23 protein-coding genes are annotated in these 22,388 nt (G+C 62.1%); 20 read left to right on the plus strand and 3 right to left on the minus strand.

The genetic code is table 11. The features are described from left to right. From thiD to AC4FAH_RS00415, 3 genes are all read right to left on the minus strand, one after another. The coding region (gene thiD / locus AC4FAH_RS00405; RefSeq protein WP_347420949.1) for a bifunctional hydroxymethylpyrimidine kinase/phosphomethylpyrimidine kinase at positions 1–500 on the minus strand (500 nt) is incomplete at its 3' end. 14 nt (positions 501–514) lie between these two features. Then, positions 515–946 (minus strand): protoporphyrinogen oxidase HemJ, encoded by a 432-nt coding sequence (gene hemJ / locus AC4FAH_RS00410; protein ID WP_043331686.1) that lies wholly within the window; start codon positions 944–946, stop codon positions 515–517. 168 nt (positions 947–1,114) lie between these two features. Beyond that, positions 1,115–2,866 carry a chloride channel protein gene (locus tag AC4FAH_RS00415; protein ID WP_153637018.1) on the minus strand — a complete coding sequence of 584 codons (1,752 nt, stop codon included), beginning with the start codon at positions 2,864–2,866 and terminating at the stop codon, positions 1,115–1,117. Between the two features lie 253 nt (positions 2,867–3,119). Between AC4FAH_RS00415 and argC the strand changes: the two genes are divergently transcribed. From argC to glmU, 20 genes are all read left to right on the plus strand, one after another. After that, positions 3,120–4,163 carry an N-acetyl-gamma-glutamyl-phosphate reductase gene (gene argC, locus AC4FAH_RS00420; protein WP_054556364.1) on the plus strand — a complete coding sequence of 348 codons (1,044 nt, stop codon included), beginning with the start codon at positions 3,120–3,122 and terminating at the stop codon, positions 4,161–4,163. 147 nt (positions 4,164–4,310) lie between these two features. Then, positions 4,311–4,664: an iron-sulfur cluster insertion protein ErpA gene (gene erpA, locus AC4FAH_RS00425; RefSeq protein WP_043331693.1), complete on the plus strand. Its 354-nt coding sequence runs from the start codon at positions 4,311–4,313 to the stop codon at positions 4,662–4,664. Positions 4,665–4,914: 250 nt separating this feature from the next. Further along, positions 4,915–5,676: a transporter substrate-binding domain-containing protein gene (locus AC4FAH_RS00430; protein ID WP_043331694.1), complete on the plus strand. Its 762-nt coding sequence runs from the start codon at positions 4,915–4,917 to the stop codon at positions 5,674–5,676. 150 nt (positions 5,677–5,826) lie between these two features. After that, positions 5,827–6,498, plus strand: coding sequence for an amino acid ABC transporter permease (locus AC4FAH_RS00435; RefSeq protein ID WP_043331697.1), 672 nt, complete (start codon positions 5,827–5,829; stop codon positions 6,496–6,498). A 109-nt stretch (positions 6,499–6,607) separates the two neighbouring features. Then, entirely contained in the window at positions 6,608–7,354 is a 747-nt protein-coding gene (locus AC4FAH_RS00440) for an amino acid ABC transporter ATP-binding protein (protein WP_054556363.1), read from the plus strand. A gap of 1,075 nt (positions 7,355–8,429) precedes the next feature. After that, entirely contained in the window at positions 8,430–8,714 is a 285-nt protein-coding gene (locus AC4FAH_RS00445) for a hypothetical protein (protein ID WP_153636726.1), read from the plus strand. 17 nt (positions 8,715–8,731) lie between these two features. Beyond that, entirely contained in the window at positions 8,732–10,654 is a 1,923-nt protein-coding gene (mnmG, locus tag AC4FAH_RS00450) for a tRNA uridine-5-carboxymethylaminomethyl(34) synthesis enzyme MnmG (RefSeq protein WP_153636725.1), read from the plus strand. Next, positions 10,651–11,301 carry a 16S rRNA (guanine(527)-N(7))-methyltransferase RsmG gene (gene rsmG, locus AC4FAH_RS00455; RefSeq protein WP_043331700.1) on the plus strand — a complete coding sequence of 217 codons (651 nt, stop codon included), beginning with the start codon at positions 10,651–10,653 and terminating at the stop codon, positions 11,299–11,301. The genes mnmG and rsmG overlap by 4 nt, the downstream gene beginning before the upstream one ends. Before the next feature lie 149 nt (positions 11,302–11,450). Then, positions 11,451–12,218 (plus strand): ParA family protein, encoded by a 768-nt coding sequence (locus AC4FAH_RS00460; protein WP_043331702.1) that lies wholly within the window; start codon positions 11,451–11,453, stop codon positions 12,216–12,218. An 18-nt stretch (positions 12,219–12,236) separates the two neighbouring features. After that, positions 12,237–13,184 (plus strand): ParB/RepB/Spo0J family partition protein, encoded by a 948-nt coding sequence (locus AC4FAH_RS00465; RefSeq protein ID WP_153636724.1) that lies wholly within the window; start codon positions 12,237–12,239, stop codon positions 13,182–13,184. A 405-nt stretch (positions 13,185–13,589) separates the two neighbouring features. Then, a complete protein-coding gene (locus AC4FAH_RS00470) occupies positions 13,590–13,994 on the plus strand; it encodes an ATP synthase subunit I (protein WP_043331819.1) in 405 nt (134 codons plus the stop codon). Between the two features lie 9 nt (positions 13,995–14,003). Continuing rightward, positions 14,004–14,867, plus strand: a complete 864-nt coding sequence (gene atpB, locus AC4FAH_RS00475; RefSeq protein WP_043331706.1) for a F0F1 ATP synthase subunit A — start codon at positions 14,004–14,006, stop codon at positions 14,865–14,867. A 101-nt stretch (positions 14,868–14,968) separates the two neighbouring features. Further along, on the plus strand, positions 14,969–15,217 hold the full coding sequence (gene atpE / locus AC4FAH_RS00480; protein ID WP_011508579.1) for a F0F1 ATP synthase subunit C: 249 nt from the start codon (positions 14,969–14,971) through the stop codon (positions 15,215–15,217). Positions 15,218–15,281: 64 nt separating this feature from the next. Continuing rightward, positions 15,282–15,752, plus strand: coding sequence for a F0F1 ATP synthase subunit B (locus AC4FAH_RS00485; protein ID WP_043331708.1), 471 nt, complete (start codon positions 15,282–15,284; stop codon positions 15,750–15,752). Positions 15,753–15,765: 13 nt separating this feature from the next. Beyond that, entirely contained in the window at positions 15,766–16,308 is a 543-nt protein-coding gene (locus tag AC4FAH_RS00490) for a F0F1 ATP synthase subunit delta (RefSeq protein ID WP_043331710.1), read from the plus strand. 16 nt (positions 16,309–16,324) lie between these two features. After that, positions 16,325–17,869: a F0F1 ATP synthase subunit alpha gene (gene atpA, locus AC4FAH_RS00495; RefSeq protein ID WP_043331712.1), complete on the plus strand. Its 1,545-nt coding sequence runs from the start codon at positions 16,325–16,327 to the stop codon at positions 17,867–17,869. 67 nt (positions 17,870–17,936) lie between these two features. After that, entirely contained in the window at positions 17,937–18,803 is an 867-nt protein-coding gene (gene atpG, locus AC4FAH_RS00500) for a F0F1 ATP synthase subunit gamma (protein ID WP_043331714.1), read from the plus strand. 56 nt (positions 18,804–18,859) lie between these two features. Then, positions 18,860–20,233, plus strand: a complete 1,374-nt coding sequence (gene atpD / locus AC4FAH_RS00505; RefSeq protein ID WP_043331716.1) for a F0F1 ATP synthase subunit beta — start codon at positions 18,860–18,862, stop codon at positions 20,231–20,233. Between the two features lie 29 nt (positions 20,234–20,262). Next, a complete protein-coding gene (locus AC4FAH_RS00510; protein WP_054556360.1) occupies positions 20,263–20,685 on the plus strand; it encodes a F0F1 ATP synthase subunit epsilon in 423 nt (140 codons plus the stop codon). A 327-nt stretch (positions 20,686–21,012) separates the two neighbouring features. Beyond that, positions 21,013–22,383, plus strand: coding sequence for a bifunctional UDP-N-acetylglucosamine diphosphorylase/glucosamine-1-phosphate N-acetyltransferase GlmU (glmU, locus tag AC4FAH_RS00515; protein WP_153636723.1), 1,371 nt, complete (start codon positions 21,013–21,015; stop codon positions 22,381–22,383). Positions 22,384–22,388 lie beyond the last annotated feature (5 nt).

Consider the following 22,388-nt stretch of genomic DNA (forward strand, 5'->3'; position numbering starts at 1 on the left):
AGTCGGCCGTCGCCCGTCCCCGTGGGGCAGGCCGCCAGCCGCGCAAGCTCCGCGCGGTTGGGCGTGAGCACATCCACATGCGGCAGCAAGCTCTCACGCGCCTGATGGATCAGCGACTCGGTGGAAAGCTCCAGCCCGCCGCCCGCCTTGAGCACCGGGTCCCACACCACGGGCAGCCCCGGCCAGCGCTGCTGGAGTTCCTCGATCAGCGTCACGCACGCCGTGAGCGCCGCTTCGCTGGCGAGCAGACCGATCTTGAGCGCGCCCGGGCGGAAGTCCTCACACAGGGTGCGGGCCATGGCGAGCATCGACTCGCCCGATTGCGGGATCACCGCCTGCACATTGCAGGAGTTCTGCACCGTCAGTGCCGTCGGCACCGTCAGCGCCCAGCCGCCACCGGCGCGGATCGCCTCGCTGTCGGCGATCAGACCCGCGCCGCCACTGGGATCATGCCCCGCCAATACCAGCACGTAGGGCAGTTGCGCTGAGCACTCGGTCATGGCTGAACCATCCCTCAGAACGGTTTGACGATGACGCAGATGACGATCACCACCAGCATCAGCACCGGCACTTCATTGAAGAAGCGGAAGTAGCGCGAGGTTCTCTTGCAGGTATCGGCGGCGAACTGCTTCAGATACAGGCCACAGGCATGGTGATAACCGACCAGCAGCACGACCATGGTCAGCTTGAGGTGCATCCAGCCCATGCTCATGAAGCTCGGCACCAGCGCCAGCAGCCAGATCCCCAGCACCAGGGTCGCGATCATCGACGGCATCATGATGCCGCGATAGAGCTTGCGCTCCATGGTCTTGAAGTACTCGATGGCCTTGTGGTCGCCGGCATCACGCGCCTGGGCGTGATAGACGTACAGCCGGGGCAGATAGAAGAGGGCAGCAAACCAGCACACTACGGCAATCAGATGGAAAGCCTTGATCCACAGATACATGAGGGAGCTCCGTCAGTCAGGGTCGGGAAGGTCAGAAAGTGGACGCGCGGATGATGCAATCGGATCGCCACGATGGCATGTGGCACCGCCAAGGCCCATGCGGTATGCGGTCGCGGCAGGCGCGCGCAGAGCGAATTCACGCCTGAGAAGCAGGTGCCACGCCACGCTTCAGGGCGTATAGCGATAGTAGCTCTCTATTGCATCCCGCGTGATGATACCTGAAATCTTGCGAATCATCGGTGCCGTGGTGTGCTCGACATAGAGGGCATCGACATCGCTGGGCAGCAGCCGCTCATAGGCCTCGGACAAGGTAGCCTGCAGGTGGATGGGCGCGAGATCCAGACGCTGAGCGGGGATCTCGAGCAGGTCGAGCTCCTCCTGCTCCCGCCAGTGCTCATCCATCAGCACACGCACCAGATCCGCCGCCGGCAGCGCGACCATCGGCTTTTCCGGCGTCGAGCGCGTGACCACCAGCCAGACCGGCTTGCTGTCGAGCAGGGCGCGAGCACGTTCACGCGTGATGCGGCGCGGCACGCTGACCAGCGAGCGCTCCATCACCGCCGGCACCGCCACCCGCGACAGCGCCTGCATCAATGGCTGCTGGAGCGGATGCAGGCCCTGCGCCGTCAGCGTCGAGATGAAGAAGCCCTGGCAGTGGCACAGCTGGCGACAGGTCAGGCCTGCCACCACCACCGCCAGCATGCCGGGCAGGATGATATTCGGCGAATGCGTCAATTCGAGCAGTGCCATCAGGGCGGCCAGTGGCGCCTGAAGCACCGCGCCCATCATCGCCGCCATGCCGAGCAGGGCGTAAAGCGCGATGTCCGAGGCCTGGTCCGGCAACAGCCAGCCGCCCAACATGCCCATCAAGGCCCCGGCAGCGGCGCCCGCCACCACCACCGGGCCGATGATGCCGATCGGCACGCCACAGGCCACGCATAGTGCCGACAGCACCAGCTTGCCGATCACCAGCGCCAACAGGATATCCAGCGCCAGCTGGCCGTCGAGCAACTGGGCCAGGCTGTCATAGCCGATGCCTTGCACCTGGGGATACCACCACGCCACGGCGGCCGTCGAGACCCCGACCAGCGCCATGCGCATCCCCCATGACAGGTGTGCCACGCGCGCCTGCTGACGCGCCAGATGCACGAAGCCCCCCGCCAGCAGGCCGATGACCAGCGCCGTGACGATGACCCAGGGCAGGTCGAGCAGGGAATGCAGCAGCAGAGACGGCACCGCGAAGGCCGGTGCCGAGCCGTAGACCATCTGCGTGACCACCGCGCCGGTGGTCGAGGCCAGAATCACCGGCATGAAGCCTATCAGGGTGTACTCCATCATCACCACTTCCATGGCGAAGATGACCCCTGCGATCGGCGTATTGAAGGAGGCGGAGATGCCCGCCGCGGTGCCACAGGCGACCAGCACGCGCAGGCTGTTGTTGGGCAGCTTGAGGCGCTCGCCGATCCAGCTCGAGGCACCGGCGCCCAGGTGGATCGCCGGGCCTTCACGCCCCGCCGACAGGCCGCCGAGCACGCTCACGACCCCGACCACGACCTGATTGAGCCAGGCACGCAGCGGCATCTTGCCCTGATGGTAGGTCAGGCGCTCGATGACATGACCGATGCCCAGCTTGCGCTGCGCCGGATGCTGTCGCCCCAGCACGATGCCGATCACCAGCACCGCCAGCAGCGGCAGCGAGGCGCGCACCCAGGGGGCAAGCCCCTCGAAGTTCTCCGGATTGTCATCGGGCATGAAGCCCAGGGCACCGGCGCTCAACAGCAGGCGGAAACCGACCATCAATGAGCCGGTCAGCAGCCCTGCCACCAGCCCCAGCAGACACAGTTGCGGGAGTGCATCGACCGCCGCCAGCTTGCGCCGAAAATTGTCGAGACTGGGACGAGGCAGATGCGGACGCGTCAGGCGTGACACTCACGACTCCTTGAAGGCACTGGCAATGACAGAGGACATCCATGTCGGCAGCGCATTACTGCCCGCCTGACACCTGTGTATCATATCGATTGCGAACCGTCGCGACCGTGCGCAATCCGACAACCTCGGCACAGCATGGCGCAACGCCTGTCTCGCGCACAGGCCACCAAAGGTCGCAGCAGCAGATCGGACACAAGATTACATCTCGCATCAACAGGACACCGCCCGAAGGCGGGGAGGCAGCATGATCAAGGTAGGTATCGTCGGCGGCACCGGTTACACCGGAGTGGAACTCCTCAGGCTCCTGGCCAGCCACCCGCAGGTGGAAGTGACCGTGATCACCTCGCGAAGCGAGAAGGGCGTGCGTGTCGACGAGATGTACCCCAATCTGCGCGGCCACTACGACACCCTCGCGTTCAGCGAGCCGGATGCCGAGGTGCTGGCCGCCTGTGACGCCGTATTCTTCGCCACGCCTCACGGTGTCGCTCACGCCCTGGCCGGCGATCTGCTGGCACGCGGCACGCGTGTCATCGACCTGTCCGCGGACTTCCGCATCAAGGACGCCGACGTCTGGGCCGAGTGGTATGGCCAGCCGCATGGCGCGCCGGAGCTGCTCGGCGAGGCCGTCTACGGCCTGCCGGAAGTCAATCGCGATGCCATCCGCGAAGCGCGCCTGATCGCGGTGCCGGGCTGCTACCCGACCTCCGTGCAGCTGGGGCTGATCCCGCTGCTGGAAGCTGGCCTGATCGAGACCGACAACATCATCGCCGACTGCAAGTCCGCCGTCTCCGGCGCGGGTCGCGGTGCCAAGGTCGGCTCGCTGCTGTGTGAAGCCGGCGAGTCCATGAAGGCCTACGGCGCCTCCGGCCATCGTCACCTGCCGGAAATCACCCAGGGGCTGGACCTGGCAGCCGGCAGCGCGGTCGGCCTGACCTTCGTCCCGCACCTGACGCCGATGATCCGCGGCATCCACTCCACCCTCTATCCGCGTCTGAGCGGCTTCAGCGGCACGCTGGAAGATCTGCAGGCGCTGTTCGAGCAGCGCTACGCCGATCACCCCGCCGTCGATGTCATGCCGCTGGGCAGCCATCCGGAGACGCGCAGCGTGCGTGGCACCAACCTGTGCCGCATCGCCCTGCATCGTCCGGGCAACGGCGACACCCTGGTGGTGCTGTCGGTGATCGACAACCTGGTCAAGGGCGCATCAGGTCAGGCCATCCAGAACCTCAACCTGATGTTCGGTCTCGATGAGATGATGGGGATCGGCGCGCCGGCGATGATGCCCTGAACCGCCAGCGTACGCCCGCAAGGCAGCACGTCAGACAAAGTTGACCCTTTTGCTCGGATATAGGGATAATAGGCGTCATTCCGTTCTCTATACCGTGCCGGGCGCTGTCTCCAGCGTCCGGCCTCCGACTCCTTCCAGGAGGCCCGCATGAGCGAAGCACAAAGCTTCATCCCCACGCCGTTGTACCTGTCCGAGCGCGCCAGTGCCCGGATTGCAGCGCTGCGCGCGGAAGAAGCCAACCCGGAGCTGCGTCTCAGGGTCTACGTCACTGGCGGCGGCTGTTCCGGCTTCCAGTACGGTTTCGATATCGCCACCGATCTGGCCGATGACGACACCGTGGTCGAGCTGGGCGAAGCCGCCATCGTGATCGACCCGCTGTCCTACCAGTATCTGGTCGGCTCGACGATCGACTATGAGGAAGGTCTGGCGGGCGCCCGCTTCATGATCCAGAACCCCAATGCCACCAGCACCTGTGGCTGCGGGTCTTCCTTCATGGTCTGATCATTGAGGGTCTGACCAGTGAGCGTCTGACCTTCGGGGCTGACAGGCCCGCACACGACATTGGCGCCTTGCTGACGCCTGATCGCCCCCTACCGGTTCCCGGTAGGGGGCGATTTTTTTTCGTCATCTCAGTGGCTTGCAAGCTTCCCTTCGCCGCATGGCAGCAGCGGGAGACTTGACGGGGTCCGGTGTGCTCGTCAATCTAAAAACGCTATACATCCTAAAATCTAAATATAAAGAGGAATGTAAAATGCGCAGATCTCACCTGCTGGCCTCTCTCTCTGGCCTCGCGGCCGCCACCTTCATGGCCAGCGCTGCCCATGCCGTCACCCTCAAGGCGGCGACCGACCCGAGCTTCGTGCCCTTCGAGATGCTCGACCAGGAAAGCGGCGAGATGGTCGGCTTCGATATCGACATCCTCAATGCCATCGGCGAGCGCGCCGGCTTCGATATCGACCTCAAGACCATGGACTTCAATGGCATCATCCCGGCCGTACAGACCGGTAGTGTCGATGTCGCCATCGCCGGCATCACCATCACCGAGGCGCGCGAGAAGATCGTCGACTTCACCGATCCCTACTATGACTCCGGCCTGCAGATTCTGACCTCGGCCAACAACGGCGACATCGAGGATATCGAGGGCCTGGAAGGCAAGAAGATCGGCACCAAGATCGGCTCCACCAGTTACGACTACCTCACCGCCAACCTTGGTGACTCCACCATCACGCCTTACCCGGGCAGCGCCGACATGTACATGGCCCTGATGTCCGGCAGCGTCGATGCCGTCTTCTACGATGCCCCCAACGTCGGCTACTTCGCCAAGACCAAGGGCAATGGACGCGTCAAGACGGTGGGGCCGCTCTATGAGGGCCAGCAATACGGCATCGCCTTCACCGAAGGCAGCGAGTGGACCGAGGCCGCCAACAAGGCGCTGGCCGAGATGAAGTCCGATGGCAGCTATGCCGAGATCTACCAGAAGTGGTTCGGCGCCATGCCCGGCGACAGCCAGTAAGCCACTTTCGACTCGCCTCAGACGCCCCACGTCGCGTAGTGCAGATCATCATCACGACATTTCGGCAGCGACAGCCTGCCGGAATGTCGGTCGTCTCGAACCTCCGGCGCGCCCAGCAGCGCATGAGAGGTTCGTGCCAAGGAGCCCCCCGTGGACGTTCAGTTCCAGTTTGATTGGCAGGCCGCACTCAATTCGGTGCCCTACCTGCTCGAGGGCATTCCCTGGACCCTCGCCATTTCCTTCGGTGGCCTCGCCATCGGCTTCGTGCTCGGCATCCTGTTCGGACTGCTGAGCCTGTCTCCCAGCCGCATCCTGCGCTGGGTCGCCACCGCCTATATCGAGATCTTCCGTGGCACCCCGGTGCTCGTCCAGGTGCTCTTCATCTTCTATGGCCTGCCGCAGATCATCGGTGGCCCCATCGATGCCCTGACCGCCGGCATCGCCGCGATCGCCTTGAACTCGGCCGCCTATATCTCGGAAATCGTGCGCGGTGGCGTGCAGTCCATCGCCCGTGGCCAGCGGGAAGCCGGCCTGTCACTCGGCCTCTCCACCCCGCAGACCTTCCGCTATGTCATCTGGCCTCAGGCGCTGCGCCGCATGATTCCCGCGCTGGGTAACCAGGGCATCGTCTCGATCAAGGACACCTCGCTGTTCTCGGTGATCGGCGTCGGTGAGCTGGTGCGTCAGGGGCAGATCTACATCGCCACGACCTTCAATGCGCTGGAAACCTACTTCATGGTCGCGCTGCTGTATCTGGTGATCACCCTCAGCCTGTCATTTGGCTTGCGGATGCTCGAGCGCCGCGGGTTGGTGGGCCAATGATGTCTCTCTGCCCCCCACGCGCGACGGATATAGCCGCGCCCTCTCACCTTCAGCCTGATCTCATTTCTCTGACGACCTTCCGGCATGCAGCGCCGGTTCGGAGCGCCCCATGACTGCCATCGTGAAGATGCACAAGCTCAACAAGCATTTCGGCAGCCTGCATGTCCTCAAGGACATCGAGCTCGAGGTCGCCCAGGGGGAGGTGGTGGTGATCATCGGGGCCAGTGGCTCCGGCAAGTCGACACTGATTCGCTGCGTGAACGGCCTGGAAGAGTTTCAGGACGGCAACATCGAGGTGGATGGGCATTCGCTGATCCCCCACGGCAAGAGCCACAGGGCGCTCAAGGCGATACGCACCGAAGTCGGCATGGTCTTCCAGCAGTTCAACCTCTTCCCGCACATGAGCGTGCGTGACAACGTCAGCCTGGCCCCCATCAAGGTGCGCGGCACCTCACGACCGGCGGCCGAGCAGCAAGCCGATACGCTGCTCGAGCGGGTCAATATTCTCGAGCAGGCCGACAAGTACCCGGGGCAACTCTCCGGCGGCCAGCAGCAACGCGTGGCCATTGCCCGCTCATTGGCGATGGAACCGCGCCTGATGCTGTTCGATGAGCCCACCTCGGCACTGGACCCGGAAATGATCGGCGAGGTGCTCGATGTCATGCGCAAGCTGGCCCGCGAAGGCATGACGATGATGATCGTCACCCATGAAATGAGTTTTGCCCGTGAAGTGGCAGACCGGGTGGTGTTCATCCATCAGGGCAGCATCGTCGAGGAAGGCACGCCAGAGCAGGTCTTCGATACGCCGCAACATCCACGCACCCAGAGCTTCCTGGCCCGCGTACTGTCCCACTGAGCGCCTTCCACAAGGCTCGCTGAGCCACTGGTCAGACAAGCGTTGAGCACGTGAAGACCCTACCCGCTGCCATGCGTGCAGCGGGCATGCCCCGACCGTCAGGTCGGGGCATTTTTTTTGTCCTCAGAGGCCCTCGCGAGCCCTGCGGATCGCCAAACGATGAAAAATCTTCTCCCTCCACGCCATCTGTCGGCATTTCGAGAAGAAAAAAACGAATTTTTTTGGCCCCAGCCACCCCCTTGCCAGGTCACGCAAACACGCCTTGGCGCTCGAACGAATGACGCTTTCCCCGCCAGGCAGTCCTCGCTGAGGCGTCGCTTTAGCGTGTGAAAAACAGGGATAAATCAGGGGCCTAGCCGGAAAACCACACGAGGATAACGTGCACCGTGAGCCGCTGGGACAGCGTTCAGGCAGTCTCAGCGGCCGACACGGGCAAAACAAGCGAAAAAGTATCCACAGGCTGGGGCGTGTAACGTCATTGGCACCATTGGCGAGGGCTGTAGCCATTCACGCACCACTTATCCCATGACTGTCTACAGCCTTGGGCAGCGCAGGAAATCGACATTTGCCTCTGTGGACATTTTCCGGCATTATCCGCGGCCTTCTTGCCGTCAGACCATGCAGCACTAGGGGTTGTGGGTAACAACGCCACTTGTGCACAGCAGGGCAGAAAAGTCGGGTACCAGCTCGGTATGAATCAGGGGATAATCGGGGCTGTGGACAAGGCCGCATTTCATCCACAGGAAGCGACCGGTGGCGTCCTCAGGTACTCCGCATTTTCTCCCCAACTATATCAACATCGTAAGCTTTTGATTTGTAACGGATAAAGTCGATTTCCCACTGATTTTGTCCACAACAGTAGTTACAACATCAACAGAACCCCTTTTTCTTTTCTTTATATAATCTTGTTATCCGGAAACCCGAAGGACGGACCGAGACCTCACGATCGACCTGACGTGAACTCGCCGAATCCGAAGTGTTCGGGATAACGAACGGCTGTCTGGGTAGCGCATCCCTCGCCGGAAAATCGACGCGTCGTATCCGCAAGACTCGTGAATCGCCGCGGCGTGGATTGATGCCCCAGAAGAAACAACCCGGGCATTCGCTCATGGCCTGCCAGGGCAAGGCGCTGTGGAAAACTCCTGACGCTTACCCACAGGCGGTTTATACTGTGCGGCCCGGACGTCATCCTGCTGGCTTGCAAGCTCCCTCACCGGTCGAGCACATGCCTTCGGCGACGGACATCATTCGCCATGCCGTCTGGCAGTCCTTGATTCATCCAGGCATCGATTCATCGCCCTGCCTGGCCGATTTGCCTGCTTCGCCAACCAGCGAACAGCGCTTCACCCAAGTTTCGTGATACCCCGAGGTGCCAACGTGGATTACCCGAACCGCTTTGACGTGATCGTCATCGGCGGCGGTCATGCCGGTACGGAAGCCGCACTGGCTGCTGCCCGCATGGGCCGTCAGACCCTGCTGCTGACCCATAACATCGAGACGCTGGGCCAGATGTCCTGCAATCCCGCCATCGGCGGGATCGGCAAGAGCCATCTGGTCAAGGAGATCGATGCGCTGGGCGGTGCCATGGGCCTGGCCACCGACATGGCGGGTATCCAGTTCCGTACCCTGAATGCCCGCAAGGGGCCGGCAGTGCGTGCCACTCGCGCACAGGCTGACCGGGCGCTGTACAAGGCCGCGATCCGCAACGTGCTGGAAAACCAGCCGAACCTGACGCTGTTCCAGCAGGGTGCGGAAGACCTGATCGTCGAAGGCGAGACCGTGCGGGGTGTCGTCACCCAGACCGGGATCCGCTTCCACGCCACCACGGTGGTGCTGGCGACCGGGACCTTCCTCGGCGGCGTGATCCACATCGGCCTGGACAACCATGCCGGTGGCCGTGCCGGTGATCCGCCCGCCAATGGCCTGGCATCGCGTCTGCGTGAACTGCCGTTCCGGGTCGATCGCCTCAAGACCGGCACCCCGCCGCGCATCGATGCCAAGAGCGTCGACTTCAGCAAGATGGAAGCCCAGCCGGGCGACACGCCGCGTCCGGTGATGTCCTACATGGGCAGCCGTGAGATGCAGCCGGAGCAGGTCAACTGCTACATCACGCACACCAACGAGCGCACTCACGAGATCATCTTCGCCAATCTCGACCGCTCGCCGATGTATTCCGGCGTCATCGATGGCATCGGGCCGCGTTACTGCCCGTCCATCGAGGACAAGGTGCATCGCTTCGCCGACAAGAACAGCCACCAGGTCTTCATCGAGCCGGAAGGCCTGAATACCCATGAGCTGTATCCCAACGGCATCTCCACCTCGCTGCCCTTCGATACGCAGCTCGAGGTGGTGCGCTCGATCCGTGGCATGGAGAACGCGCACATCACGCGTCCCGGCTACGCCATCGAGTACGATTTCTTCAATCCCCAGGACCTGCATCACTCCTTGGAGACGCGTTTCATCAAGAACCTGTACTTCGCCGGTCAGATCAACGGCACCACCGGCTATGAAGAAGCCGGTGCCCAGGGGCTGCTGGCGGGCGTCAATGCCGCCTTGCGCGCCACTGACGACGAGTCCTGGCATCCGCTGCGTGACGAGGCCTATACCGGTGTAATGGTCGATGACCTGATCACCCTCGGCACGCGCGAGCCGTACCGCATGTTCACCTCGCGTGCCGAATATCGCCTGCTGCTGCGTGAGGACAATGCCGATCTGCGTCTGACCGCCAAGGGTCGCGAGCTGGGCCTGATCGATGACGCCCGCTGGGAAGCCTTCGATCGCAAGCGTGAAGCCATCGCCCGCGAGACCGCGCGTCTCGAGAGCACCTGGCTGACGCCGAAGAGCCCGGAGCTGGCCCCGTTGAGCGACAAGCTCAGCTCGCCGCTCAAGCGCGAAGCCAGCCTGATGGAGCTGCTCAAGCGTCCGGAGCTCGAGTATCCGGATGTGGCAGGCCTGAAAGGGGAAGGGGTCGACGACTGGCGCATCGCCGAACAGGTACAGATCACTGCCAAGTACGCAGGCTATATCCAGCGTCAGCAGGAAGAGATCGACCGCCTGCGTCGTCACGAGCACACCGAACTGCCGACCAGCCTCGACTATGATTCCGTCGATGGTCTCTCCAACGAGATCAAGCAGAAGCTCAACGAAGCGCGCCCGGCGACGCTGGCCCAGGCCGGTCGCATTTCCGGTGTCACGCCGGCAGCTGTCTCTATCCTGTTGATTCACTTGAAGAAGCGTCAGCTGATCAAGGCGGAGACACCCGCAGATGCCGCAACGACTGACACGGGAGTCGCGCAATGAGCCAGACGCTCAACGAGACACAGCGTGAACGTTGCGCTCAGCTGCTCAGTCGTGGTGCCAGCGCCATGGGAGTGGCGCTGAGCGAGGAACAGCACGCCCAGCTGATGACGTTGCTGGTGCTGTTGCACAAGTGGAATCGCGCCTATAACCTCACCGCGGTACGTGAGCCGGAGGCGATGGTGACTCGCCATCTGCTCGATAGCCTCAGTGTGCTGCCTTATATCAGTGGGCCACGCCTTCTGGATGTCGGCGCTGGCCCGGGCCTGCCCAGCATCGTGATCGCGATCATGCGTCCCGACATCGCCGTCGTGCCGCTGGATTCGAATGGCAAGAAGGTGCGCTTCCAGATTCAGGCCGGCCATGAACTGGGCCTCAAGAATCTGAGCCCGACCCAGGTCCGTATCGAAGCCTATGATGGCGCGCCGTTCGAGCAGATCATCTCGCGTGCCTTCGCCGATACCGATGCCTTCGTCAATCTGTCGGCGGCCGTGCTCGCCGAGGGCGGCGAATGGCTGGCCATGAAAGGGCGCATCCCCAGTGATGAGATTGCCCGCCTGCCGATGGGTGTCTCGCTGGTCGAGACATTGGTGCTGGAAGTGCCGGGCGAGGAAGGGGAGCGTCACCTTCTGCGCCTCAAGCGCGACTGATAAAGCGCCTCAAGGCGTGCGCAGGGATTGTGCCGGGCGCAAAAGGCAGGCAGCCTGATGTTTTCACGAGGGCAGATCATTGATCTGTCCTCGTGAGCATGTGGCTGGTGCCAATGGCCCCGCTTCTCAAGGAACCAAGGAAGTCGCTCGTGACCAAGATCATCGCGCTGACCAACCAGAAGGGTGGCGTCGGCAAGACCACCACTGCCGTCAATCTGGCGGCGTCGCTGGCGGCACTCGATCGCCGCGTTCTGCTGATCGATCTCGACCCGCAGGGCCATGCCACCATGGGCAGCGGCATCGACAAGCACGACCTCGAAGGCAGCGTGCTGGATGTGCTGCTGGGCGAACTGCGTGCCAGTGACGTGATTCTCGATTGTCCCGATGCCGGCTACGCCCTGTTGCCCGGCAATGGCGACCTTACCGCCGCCGAGGTCGATCTTCTCGGTGTCGAGGGGCGTGAGCGCCGCCTCACGGAAGCTCTGGCGCCGATCGCCGCGGAATACGACGTGGTACTGATCGACTGCCCACCCTCGCTCAACATGTTGACCGTCAATGCCCTGACCGCCGCCCATGGCGTGCTGATTCCGCTGCAGTGCGAGTTCTATGCACTGGAAGGTCTGTCAGCGCTGCTCGATACCGTCGAGCAGATTCAAGGCAACGTGAATCCGGCCCTCGACGTGTTCGGGATCGTGCGTACCATGTACGACGCTCGCAACAGTCTGACCCGCGATGTCAGCAAGCAACTTTCCGATTACTTTGGCGATACCCTGATCAAGGCGACCATTCCGCGCAACGTGCGGGTGGCGGAAGCGCCGAGCCACGGCCTGCCGGTGACCAAGTATGCGCGTCTGTCGCGTGGCAGCCAGGCCTATCGGGTGCTCGCCAAGGAATTGATTCGTCGTCTCTCGCTGTAACTTCACCGAGGAAGGTCCATGACGCGTAAGCGTGCCCTGGGAAGGGGCCTGGATGCCCTGATTGGCGCCGGAAACCGCCGCCGCCATGTCGAAGCCGATATAGAAGCTGTCGATGGCGACGCCATCGATGCGTCACCGGATGCCGCGCTGGCCGCGAATCCGGCCGCTGCCACGGCGGAATTGCCCAGCGAGCGCCTCGAGCGCTTGCCGCTCGGGCAGCTGCAGCGTGGCAAGTATCAGCCACGGCGTGACATTCAGCCGGAAGCGCTCGAGGAGCTGGCGGATTCCATCCGGGCTCAGGGCGTGATGCAGCCCATCGTGGTGCGTCCGGTGGGGGAGGGGCGCTACGAGATCATCGCCGGCGAGCGCCGCTGGCGTGCCTCGCAGCTGGCGGAGCTGGATACCATCCCCGCCGTCGTCCGCGAAGGCATCAGCGATGAGATCGCGCTCGCGCTGGCATTGATCGAGAATATCCAGCGCGAGAACCTCAATCCGGTCGAGGAAGCCCTGGCGCTCAAGCGCCTGCTCGAGGAATTCGAGCTGACCCAGCAGCAGGTGGGCGACGCGGTCGGGCGTTCACGCGCCCAGGTCACCAACCTGCTGCGGCTGCTGACGCTGGAACAGGAAGTGCAGACCCTGCTGGAGCGCGGTGAGCTCGACATGGGGCACGCGCGTGCCCTGATCGGCCTGACTCCGGCACGTCAGCGCAAGCTGGCCCATGAAGTCGTCGAGCGCGAGCTGACCGTGCGCCAGACCGAAGCGCTGGTGAAAAGCGTGCAGAAGGGTGAGCAGCCCAAGTCGGCACCGGCGCGACCGGACGCCGACATCCAGCGTCTGGAAACGCGCCTCTCGGAGCAACTGGGCGCTGCCGTCAATATCCGTCACGGCAAGAGCGGCAAGGGCAAGGTCACCATCTCCTACACCAGTCTGGATGAGCTGGACGGCATTCTCGGCCATATCCACTAGTGGGTGAGCAGGGGAGGGCTGACCGCGCGTCACACCTCCCCGGGCGGCAATTTTCCGCGTGACGGATCACGATCCTCTTTCGCGCCCCTGTGACTCATTGTCGCAGGGGCGCGAAATGCATCTGACATTCAAGATATTGAAGGATGTTGCTGACGTCAGGTTGTGATTCATGCAACCCTGTGTCGCTCGCACCGCAAGCGACTGTCAACGTAAGCAAACTGTCATCGGTTTCCCGCAAGATAGTGAGGCTTTGGTCGTAAGCTTGCGAAAGATCAAGGAATTTAGCTTGTCGTTTGGTTGATGGCGGTGAAGCGCTCCCCTATAATCCGGCGAGTTTGCTCCCGGGCTGTGTCCAGCGCAGCGCCAGAAATGGCGAAGGCCATCATTGCGAGACACAGGTCCAAGATGCACAAGACGACACCCGCTGCTCTACAACGCCCTCAGGTGGCTCGATTGCTCTGGGGCCAGGCGCTGGTCATCGTGATTGCCGTCTTGCTGGCGGGAGTGATGAAAGGCAGTGGTGCGGCGCTTTCCGCGCTGTGTGGTGGGCTGGTCTGCCTGCTGCCCAATCTGTTTTTCGCCTGGCGTTCACTGCGTGTGACCGGTGCACGCTACGCCCAGGCAATGGTCAAGGCCTTCTATCAGGCCGAGGCCGGTAAGTTCGGTTTGACGGCCGTATTGTTTGCGTTCTTCTTCATTGCAGTGCCGCCCTCAAACCCCGCTTTATTTTTTTGCGCTTACGTGGCGGCAATGGCGGTTCACTGGCTGGGCCCCTGGCTGGTGAAGCGAACACCGTACACACGAACCTGAGGCAGAGTCATGGCAGGCACCAACCCGAGTCCCTCCGAATATATTCAGCACCACCTGCAGAATCTGACGTACGGCAACCACCCGGAACACGGATGGTCACTGGCGCACAGCGCTCAGGAAGCGGCCGACATGGGATTCTGGGCCATCCACCTGGATACCATGGGCTGGTCGATCGGTCTGGGCCTGATCTTCCTGTGCCTGTTCCGCAAGGTCGCCAAGTCCGCCACCACTGGCGTTCCCAGCGGTCTGCAGAACTTCGTCGAATTGATGGTCGAGTTCGTCGATCAGTCCGTGCGTGAGACCTTCCACGGTCGTTCACGCCTGATCGCACCGCTGTCACTGACGATCTTCTGCTGGATCTTCCTGATGAACCTGATGGACTTGATCCCCGTCGACTGGCTGCCTGGCGTTGCTGCCAAGGTCGGTGAGATGTTCGGCGCCGATCCGGCTCACGTGTTCTTCAAGGTGGTGCCGTCCACTGACATCAATGCCACGCTGGGCATGTCACTGTCCGTGTTCGCGCTGATCATCTTCTATTCCATTCGCGTCAAGGGCCTCAAGGGCTTCCTGGCCGAACTGACGCTGCACCCGTTCAACACCCCGAACAAGCTGGCACAGATCGCGCTGATTCCGGTCAACTTCCTGCTTGAGTTCGTGACGCTGATCGCCAAGCCGATCTCTCTGGCGCTGCGTCTGTTCGGTAACATGTATGCAGGCGAGCTGATCTTCATCCTGATCTCGCTGGTCGGTATCTGGCAGCTGCCCCTGCACTTCCCGTGGGCGGTCTTCCATATCCTGGTCATCACCCTGCAGGCATTCATCTTCATGATGCTGACCATCGTCTACCTGAGCATGGCCAGCGAAGACCACTGATGTAATTCGCCCCACGCCATCCGTGGCGTGGGGCAAGATTTCCGAGCTCTGCTCACACCCTCAACCCTTGACTTAAACTTGACTAAAACTGGAGTTCCACAATGGAAGCACAAGTTCTTGGCATGACCGCTATCGCCGTCTCCCTGCTGATCGGCCTGGGCGCCCTGGGCACCGCCATCGGTTTCGGTATCCTCGGTGGTAAGTTCCTGGAAGGCGCAGCGCGTCAGCCGGAAATGATCCCGCAGCTGCAGGTCAAGATGTTCATCGTCGCTGGTCTGCTGGATGCCGTGACCATGATCGGTGTTGGTATCGCGCTGTTCTTCACCTTCGCCAACCCGTTTGTCGGTTAAACATCGGCTGGCCTCCGGCCTACCGTGTTTTTGACCCAACAATCGTGAAGCGAGAGGTGCTGGCGTGAATCTGAACTTAACCCTGATTGGTCAGGCCATCGCCTTTGCGGTCTTCGTTTATTTCTGCATGAAGTATGTCTGGCCGCCGGTCACACAGGCTCTGGCAGAACGTCAGAAGAAGATTGCAGATGGTCTGGATGCTGCCAGCCGTGCTACCCGTGACCTCGAACTGGCGCAGGAAAAAGCCACCGAGACTCTGCGGGAAAGCAAGGATGAAGCAGCACGCATCATTGAGCAGACCCATAAGCGCTCCAACCAGATGATCGAGGAAGCACGTGAAACTGCACGTGCGGAAGGCGAGCGTCTCGTTGCGCAGGCCCGTGCCGAAATCTCCCAGGAGATCAACCAGGCCAAGGACGAGCTCCGTGGTCAGGTCGCTGCTCTTGCAGTGGTCGGCGCCGAGCGCATCCTGGAATCCTCCATCGACGAAGCCAAGCACCGCGAGCTGATTGACAAGCTCGCTGCCGAGCTCTGAGGAGACTGATTCCATGGCTGAAACGTCTACCTCCACCGCGGCTCGCCCGTACGCCAAGGCGGCGTTCGAGTTTGCACGCGGCCAGCAGGCGCTAGAGGCCTGGTCCGGCATGTTGTCGACAGCGGCGCTCGTCGCTGTCGACGCAAACGTCAAGGCGGTGCTCGACAACCCCAAGCTCTCCACCGAGCACAAGGTTGGCACCTTCCTGGACGTGTGCGGTGAGGCGCTGGATGACAGCGCCCGCAACTTCATCCGGACTCTCGGTGAGCAGGACCGCCTTGCGGCCCTGCCCTCCGTGGCCGAATTGTTCGAGGCCCAGAAGGCCGAGCAGGAACAGCGTGTCGAGGTGACCCTGGTGTCTGCCTTTGCACTGGAGAGTGAGCAGGAAGAAAAGCTCGCCACTGCCCTGCGCAAGCGTCTGAACCGCGACATCTCCATTACCACTCAGGTGGATAGTACGCTGCTCGGCGGCGTCATCATCCGTGCCGGAGATACCGTCATTGACGGCTCCGTGCGCGGCAAGCTGGCCCGGCTTTCCGAAGCACTGAACTCCTGAGTCCGAGGGACATGGCATGCAGCAACTGAATCCTTCCGAGATCAGCGACATCATCAAGCAGCGTATCGAAAAGCTTGACGTCGCATCCGAAGCCCGTAATCAGGGCACCATCGTCAGCGTCTCCGACGGCATCGTGCAGATCCACGGCCTCGCAGACGTCATGTTCGGTGAGATGATTGAATTCCCGGGTGGCGTCTTTGGTATGGCGCTTAACCTTGAGCGCGACAGCGTCGGTGCTGTCGTTCTGGGTGACTACCTCCAGCTCGAAGAGGGCATGACCGCGCAGTGCACCGGTCGTATCCTCGAAGTGCCGGTAGGCCCGGAAATGGTCGGCCGTGTGGTCGACGCGCTGGGTAACCCGATTGACGGCAAAGGCCCGATCGACGCCAAGCTGACTGACGCGGTTGAGAAGGTCGCTCCGGGTGTCATCGCCCGTGAGCCGGTCGACCAGCCGGTGCAGACAGGTCTGAAGTCCATCGATGCCATGGTGCCGATCGGCCGTGGTCAGCGCGAGCTGATCATCGGTGACCGTCAGATTGGTAAGTCCGCCATCGCGATTGATGCCATCATCAATCAGAAGGGCAAGGGCATTACCTGCGTCTACGTCGCCGTCGGCCAGAAGCAGTCCACCATTGCCAACGTCGTGCGCAAGCTCGAAGAGCACGGCGCGATGGAACACACCATCATCGTCGCTGCTGGCGCTTCCGACCCGGCTGCCATGCTGTTCTTGGCACCGTACGCCGGTTGCACCATGGGTGAGTACTTCCGCGACCGCGGTGAAGACGCGATGATCGTCTATGACGATCTGACCAAGCAGGCATGGGCGTATCGTCAGATCTCCCTGCTGCTCAAGCGTCCGCCGGGCCGTGAAGCCTACCCGGGTGACGTCTTCTATCTCCACTCCCGTCTGCTTGAGCGTTCCGCACGCGTCAACGCCGATTATGTCGAGCAGTTCACCAAGGGTGAAGTGAAAGGCAAGACCGGCTCCCTGACTGCGCTGCCGATCATCGAGACCCAGGGTGGCGACGTGTCTGCGTTCGTTCCGACCAACGTGATCTCCATCACCGACGGTCAGATCTTCCTCGAGACCAGCCTGTTCAACTCCGGTATCCGTCCGTCCATCAACGCGGGTCTGTCTGTTTCCCGTGTCGGTGGTGCTGCTCAGACCAAGATCATCAAGAAGTTGGGTGGTGGTGTGCGTCTGGCACTGGCTCAGTACCGTGAGCTGGCAGCTTTCTCCCAGTTCGCCTCTGATCTGGACGAAGCGACCCGCAAGCAGCTCGAGCATGGTCAGCGTGTCACCGAGCTGATGAAGCAGAAGCAGTACTCTCCGATGTCCGTGGCCGACATGGCGATCTCGCTGTTCGCGGCCAACGAAGGCTACCTGGATGACGTCGACGTCGCCAAGGTGCTGGGCTTCGAGAAGGCGCTGCTGGACTTCATGCGCTCCGAGCACGCGGATCTTCTGGACAAGATCAATCAGTCCGGCGGCTACGATGACGAGATCAAGAATGGTCTCAAGGCTGGCGTCGAGAAGTTCAAGGCGACTCAAAGCTGGTAAGTGGCATGGCCCGGCCAGTCCGGGCCCTGTCGTTTCCCTTCGGGTGGCATGAATAAGGCAGATCGCTATGGCAGCTGCAAAAGAGATTCGCTCCCAGATCGGGAGCATCAAAAATACGCAAAAGATCACCAGCGCCATGGAAATGGTGGCTGCGTCCAAGATGCGTAAAGCGCAGGATCGCATGGCGGCCAGCCAGCCTTATGCTCATCAGATCCGCAAGGTTGTAGGACACATCGCCCGGGCCAACCCGGAATATCGCCATCCGTATCTGATGGAACGCGATGTGAAGCGTGTCGGTTATATCGTGGTCTCCAGTGATCGCGGCCTGTGTGGTGGCCTGAACGCCAATCTGTTCAAGGCTGTCACCAAGCATGCGAAGAGCTGGCGCGACCAGGGTGTCGAGGTGGACTTCTGTGCCCTCGGCTCCAAGGCCGGTACCTTCTTCCGCAACTACGGTGGCAACCTGCTTGCCGCCAAGTCCGGTCTCGGGGATTCCCCGGGTACCCAGGATCTGATCGGTAGCGTCAAGGCCATGCTGGACGCATTCGACGAGGGCAGCCTCGACCGTCTGTACGTGGTGTTCAACGAGTTCGTCAACACCATGACGCAGAAGCCGGTCGTGCGTCAGCTGCTTCCTCTCGAAGCTGATCTGAATGACGAAGAAACCGGTCCCACTACATGGGACTACCTGTATGAGCCGGATGCCGTCTCGTTGCTCGACAAGCTGCTCAAGCGCTATGTCGAGGCCCAGGTCTACCAGGCCGTGGTCGAGAACATCGCCTGCGAACAGGCAGCGCGAATGATCGCAATGAAGAGTGCGACCGATAACGCCGGCGACCTGATCGACGACCTTCAGCTGGTCTACAACAAGGCCCGCCAGGCAGCGATCACTCAGGAAATCTCCGAGATCGTATCCGGTGCCGCCGCCGTCTGATGACAGCGTGGCAACAGGCAAGCAGGTTTCAATCGCAGGTTTAAGAGGAACCAGGAATGAGCGGACGTATCGTACAAATCATCGGCGCGGTGATTGACGTCGAGTTTCCGCGGGACGCAGTGCCCAAGGTCTACGACGCCCTGAACGTCGCCGATAGCGAGACCGTACTCGAAGTCCAGCAGCAGCTGGGCGACGGCGTGGTCCGTACTATCGCAATGGGTTCGACCGAAGGCCTCAAGCGCAGTCTCGCAGTTGAGAGCACCGGTGCTCCGATCTCCGTGCCGGTCGGCACGGCGACTCTGGGTCGCATCATGAACGTGCTGGGTCAGCCGATCGACGAAGCTGGCGACGTGGGTGCTGAAGAGCACATGCCGATTCACCGTGCAGCCCCGAGCTTCGCGGAACAGGCAGCGTCCAACGAGCTTCTGGAAACCGGCATCAAGGTCATCGACCTGGTCTGCCCGTTCGCCAAGGGCGGCAAGGTCGGTCTGTTCGGCGGCGCCGGTGTCGGCAAGACCGTCAACATGATGGAGCTGATCCGCAACATCGCCACCGAGCACAGCGGTTATTCCGTGTTCGCGGGCGTGGGTGAGCGTACTCGTGAAGGTAACGATTTCTTCCACGAAATGAAGGAATCCAACGTTCTCGACAAGGTTGCCCTGGTCTATGGCCAGATGAACGAGCCGCCGGGTAACCGTCTGCGCGTGGCACTGACCGGTCTGACCATCGCCGAGAAGTTCCGTGACGAAGGTCGTGACGTTCTGCTGTTCGTCGACAACATCTATCGTTACACCCTGGCGGGGACCGAAGTGTCCGCACTGCTGGGTCGTATGCCGTCCGCGGTAGGTTATCAGCCGACTCTGGCGGAAGAGATGGGCGTCCTGCAGGAACGCATCACTTCTACCAAGACTGGCTCGATCACTTCCGTGCAGGCCGTCTACGTCCCCGCGGATGACTTGACCGATCCGTCTCCGGCGACCACCTTCTCGCACCTTGACGCGACAGTCGTACTGTCCCGTCAGATTGCCGAGCTGGGTATCTATCCGGCCGTTGACCCGCTCGACTCCACCTCTCGTCAGCTCGACCCGCTGGTCGTTGGCGAAGAGCACTACAACACTGCCCGTAACGTTCAGGGTGTGTTGCAGCGCTACAAGGAGCTGAAAGACATCATCGCCATCCTCGGGATGGACGAGCTGTCTGACGAAGACAAGCAGACCGTGGCACGTGCGCGCAAGATCCAGCGCTTCCTGTCACAGCCGTTCTTCGTTGCGGAAATCTTCACCGGCGCGCCGGGCAAGTACGTGTCCCTCAAGGACACCATCCGCGGCTTCCAGGGTATCCTGGACGGCGAATATGACGCACTGCCGGAGCAGGCGTTCTACATGGTCGGCACCATCGACGAAGCTGTCGAGAAAGCCAAGGGCATGTAATTTCCCTGTTCAGGCATGAGGAAACAGGTATGGCTATGAGCGTCCATTGCGACATCGTCAGCGCTGAGAAAGGCATCTTTTCCGGCCTGGTCGAGCGTCTCGTGGCTGCCGGCAGTGAAGGTGACCTCGGCATCATGCCGGGTCACGCTCCGCTGCTGACCGAGCTGCAACCCGGCCCGATTCGCGTTCAGCGTCAGGGTGGGGCCGAGGAAATCTACTACGTCAGTGGCGGATTCCTCGAAGTGCAGCCGAACCTCGTTTCAGTCCTCGCCGACACCGCAGTACGTGCCGACGATCTGGATGAGGCGGCAGCCCAGGAAGCCAAGGAAGTGGCCTTGAAGGCCATGAACGACCAGGCTTCCGAACTGGAATACTCACGCGCCACGGCCGAACTGGCCGAGGCGATGGCCAAGCTGCGCACCGTGCAGCAGATGCGTCGTCACACGCGCTGAGATGCACTGGGCCATGACGGCCAGTGACAGGAAAGAGGCGACCTTCGGGTCGCCTTTTTTTGTGCTCATCACCCGGGAATGGACAGTCTTGCCGCTGGGGTAGCCTGGCGCGATTCAAGGTTGAGCGTGCTCATCCGTCAGCACCTTGAGCGCTGAGCCGCTTGGCTGAGAGCCCTTGCGGGAGCACTGATACTTTCTCGGGTCTGTTCTCGGCGACAGTCCCGTGGGTAAACCTCGTCACTGGCAGGTCACGGATCAGCTGCTATCATGGCGCCACTATTTTCAGGGCTTCAGGTATGAAGACCCGCTTTCTACAGGAGTTCACCGATGAGCAGCGCAGAGCGTACCGACGTCGTCATTCTTGCCGCAGGCCAGGGCACCCGCATGCGTTCCAGATTGCCGAAGGTGCTGCACCCGTTGGCAGGCAAGGCAATGGTGCGTCATGTGGCTGACACCGCTGCAGGCCTGGACGGTGCGCATCTGAATGTCGTCATCGGTCATGGTGGTGAGCGCGTTCAGCAGCAGCTGGCCGATACCGGCGCCAGCTTTGCGGTGCAGGCAGAGCAGAAGGGCACCGGCCACGCCGTGGCCCAGTCACTGGACGCCATCGGTGATGGCAAGGTGCTGATCCTGTATGGCGATGTGCCGCTGATTCGTCGCGAGACCCTCGAAGCGCTGCTGGCCGAAGTCAGTGAGCAGACTCTGGGCCTGCTGACGGTGATTCTGGAAGACCCGACAGGTTATGGCCGTATCGTGCGCGACGCCGAAGGCCGCGTCAGCGCCATCGTCGAGCACAAGGATGCCACGCCGGAGCAGCTGGCCATCCAGGAAGGCAACACCGGTATCCTCGCCACCACCGGTGCCCAGCTCAAGCGCTGGCTGCCGGCGCTGTCCGCCGACAATGCCCAGGGCGAGTACTACCTGACCGACATCATCGCCATGGCAGCCAGCGAAGGCGTCAACATCGCCACCGCCCAGCCGGCGGCGGTCGAGGAAGTGCAGGGCGTCAACAACCGCCTGCAGCTGGCCGATCTCGAGCGTGCCTTCCAGCGTCGTGAGGCCAACCGCCTGATGACCGAAGGCGCCAGCCTGGCCGACCCGTCACGCATCGACGTGCGCGGTAAGCTGACCATCGGCACTGACATCAGCATCGATGTCGGCTGCATCTTCGAAGGCGACGTCACCCTGGCGGATGATGTGGTCATCGGCGCCCACTGCGTGATCCGCAACGCCACCATCGGTGCCGGTGCCAACATCGCGCCGCACAGCGTCATCGACGGCGCCGTGCTGGAAGGCGACAACAACGTCGGTCCGTTCGCGCGTCTGCGTCCGGGCACCGAGCTTGCGCGTGGCGCACGCATCGGCAACTTCGTCGAGACCAAGAATGCCCAGGTCGGTGTCGATGCCAAGATCAATCACCTGAGCTATGTCGGCGATGCCACCCTCGGTGAGGCCGTCAATGTCGGCGCCGGCACCATCACCTGCAACTACGATGGTGCCAACAAGTTCCGCACCGAAATCGGCGCCAATGCCTTCATCGGCTCCAACTCGGCGCTGGTGGCACCGCTCAAGATCGGTGCCGGTGCCACCGTGGGTGCCGGTTCTACCTTGAGCCGCGATGTCGCCGAGGGCGCGCTGAGCGTGGCGCGTGGCAAGCGTATCGACAAGCCGGAATGGCCGCGTCCGACCAAGAAGTGATCGGC

The sequence above is a fragment of the Cobetia sp. genome (genome assembly GCF_983723665.1).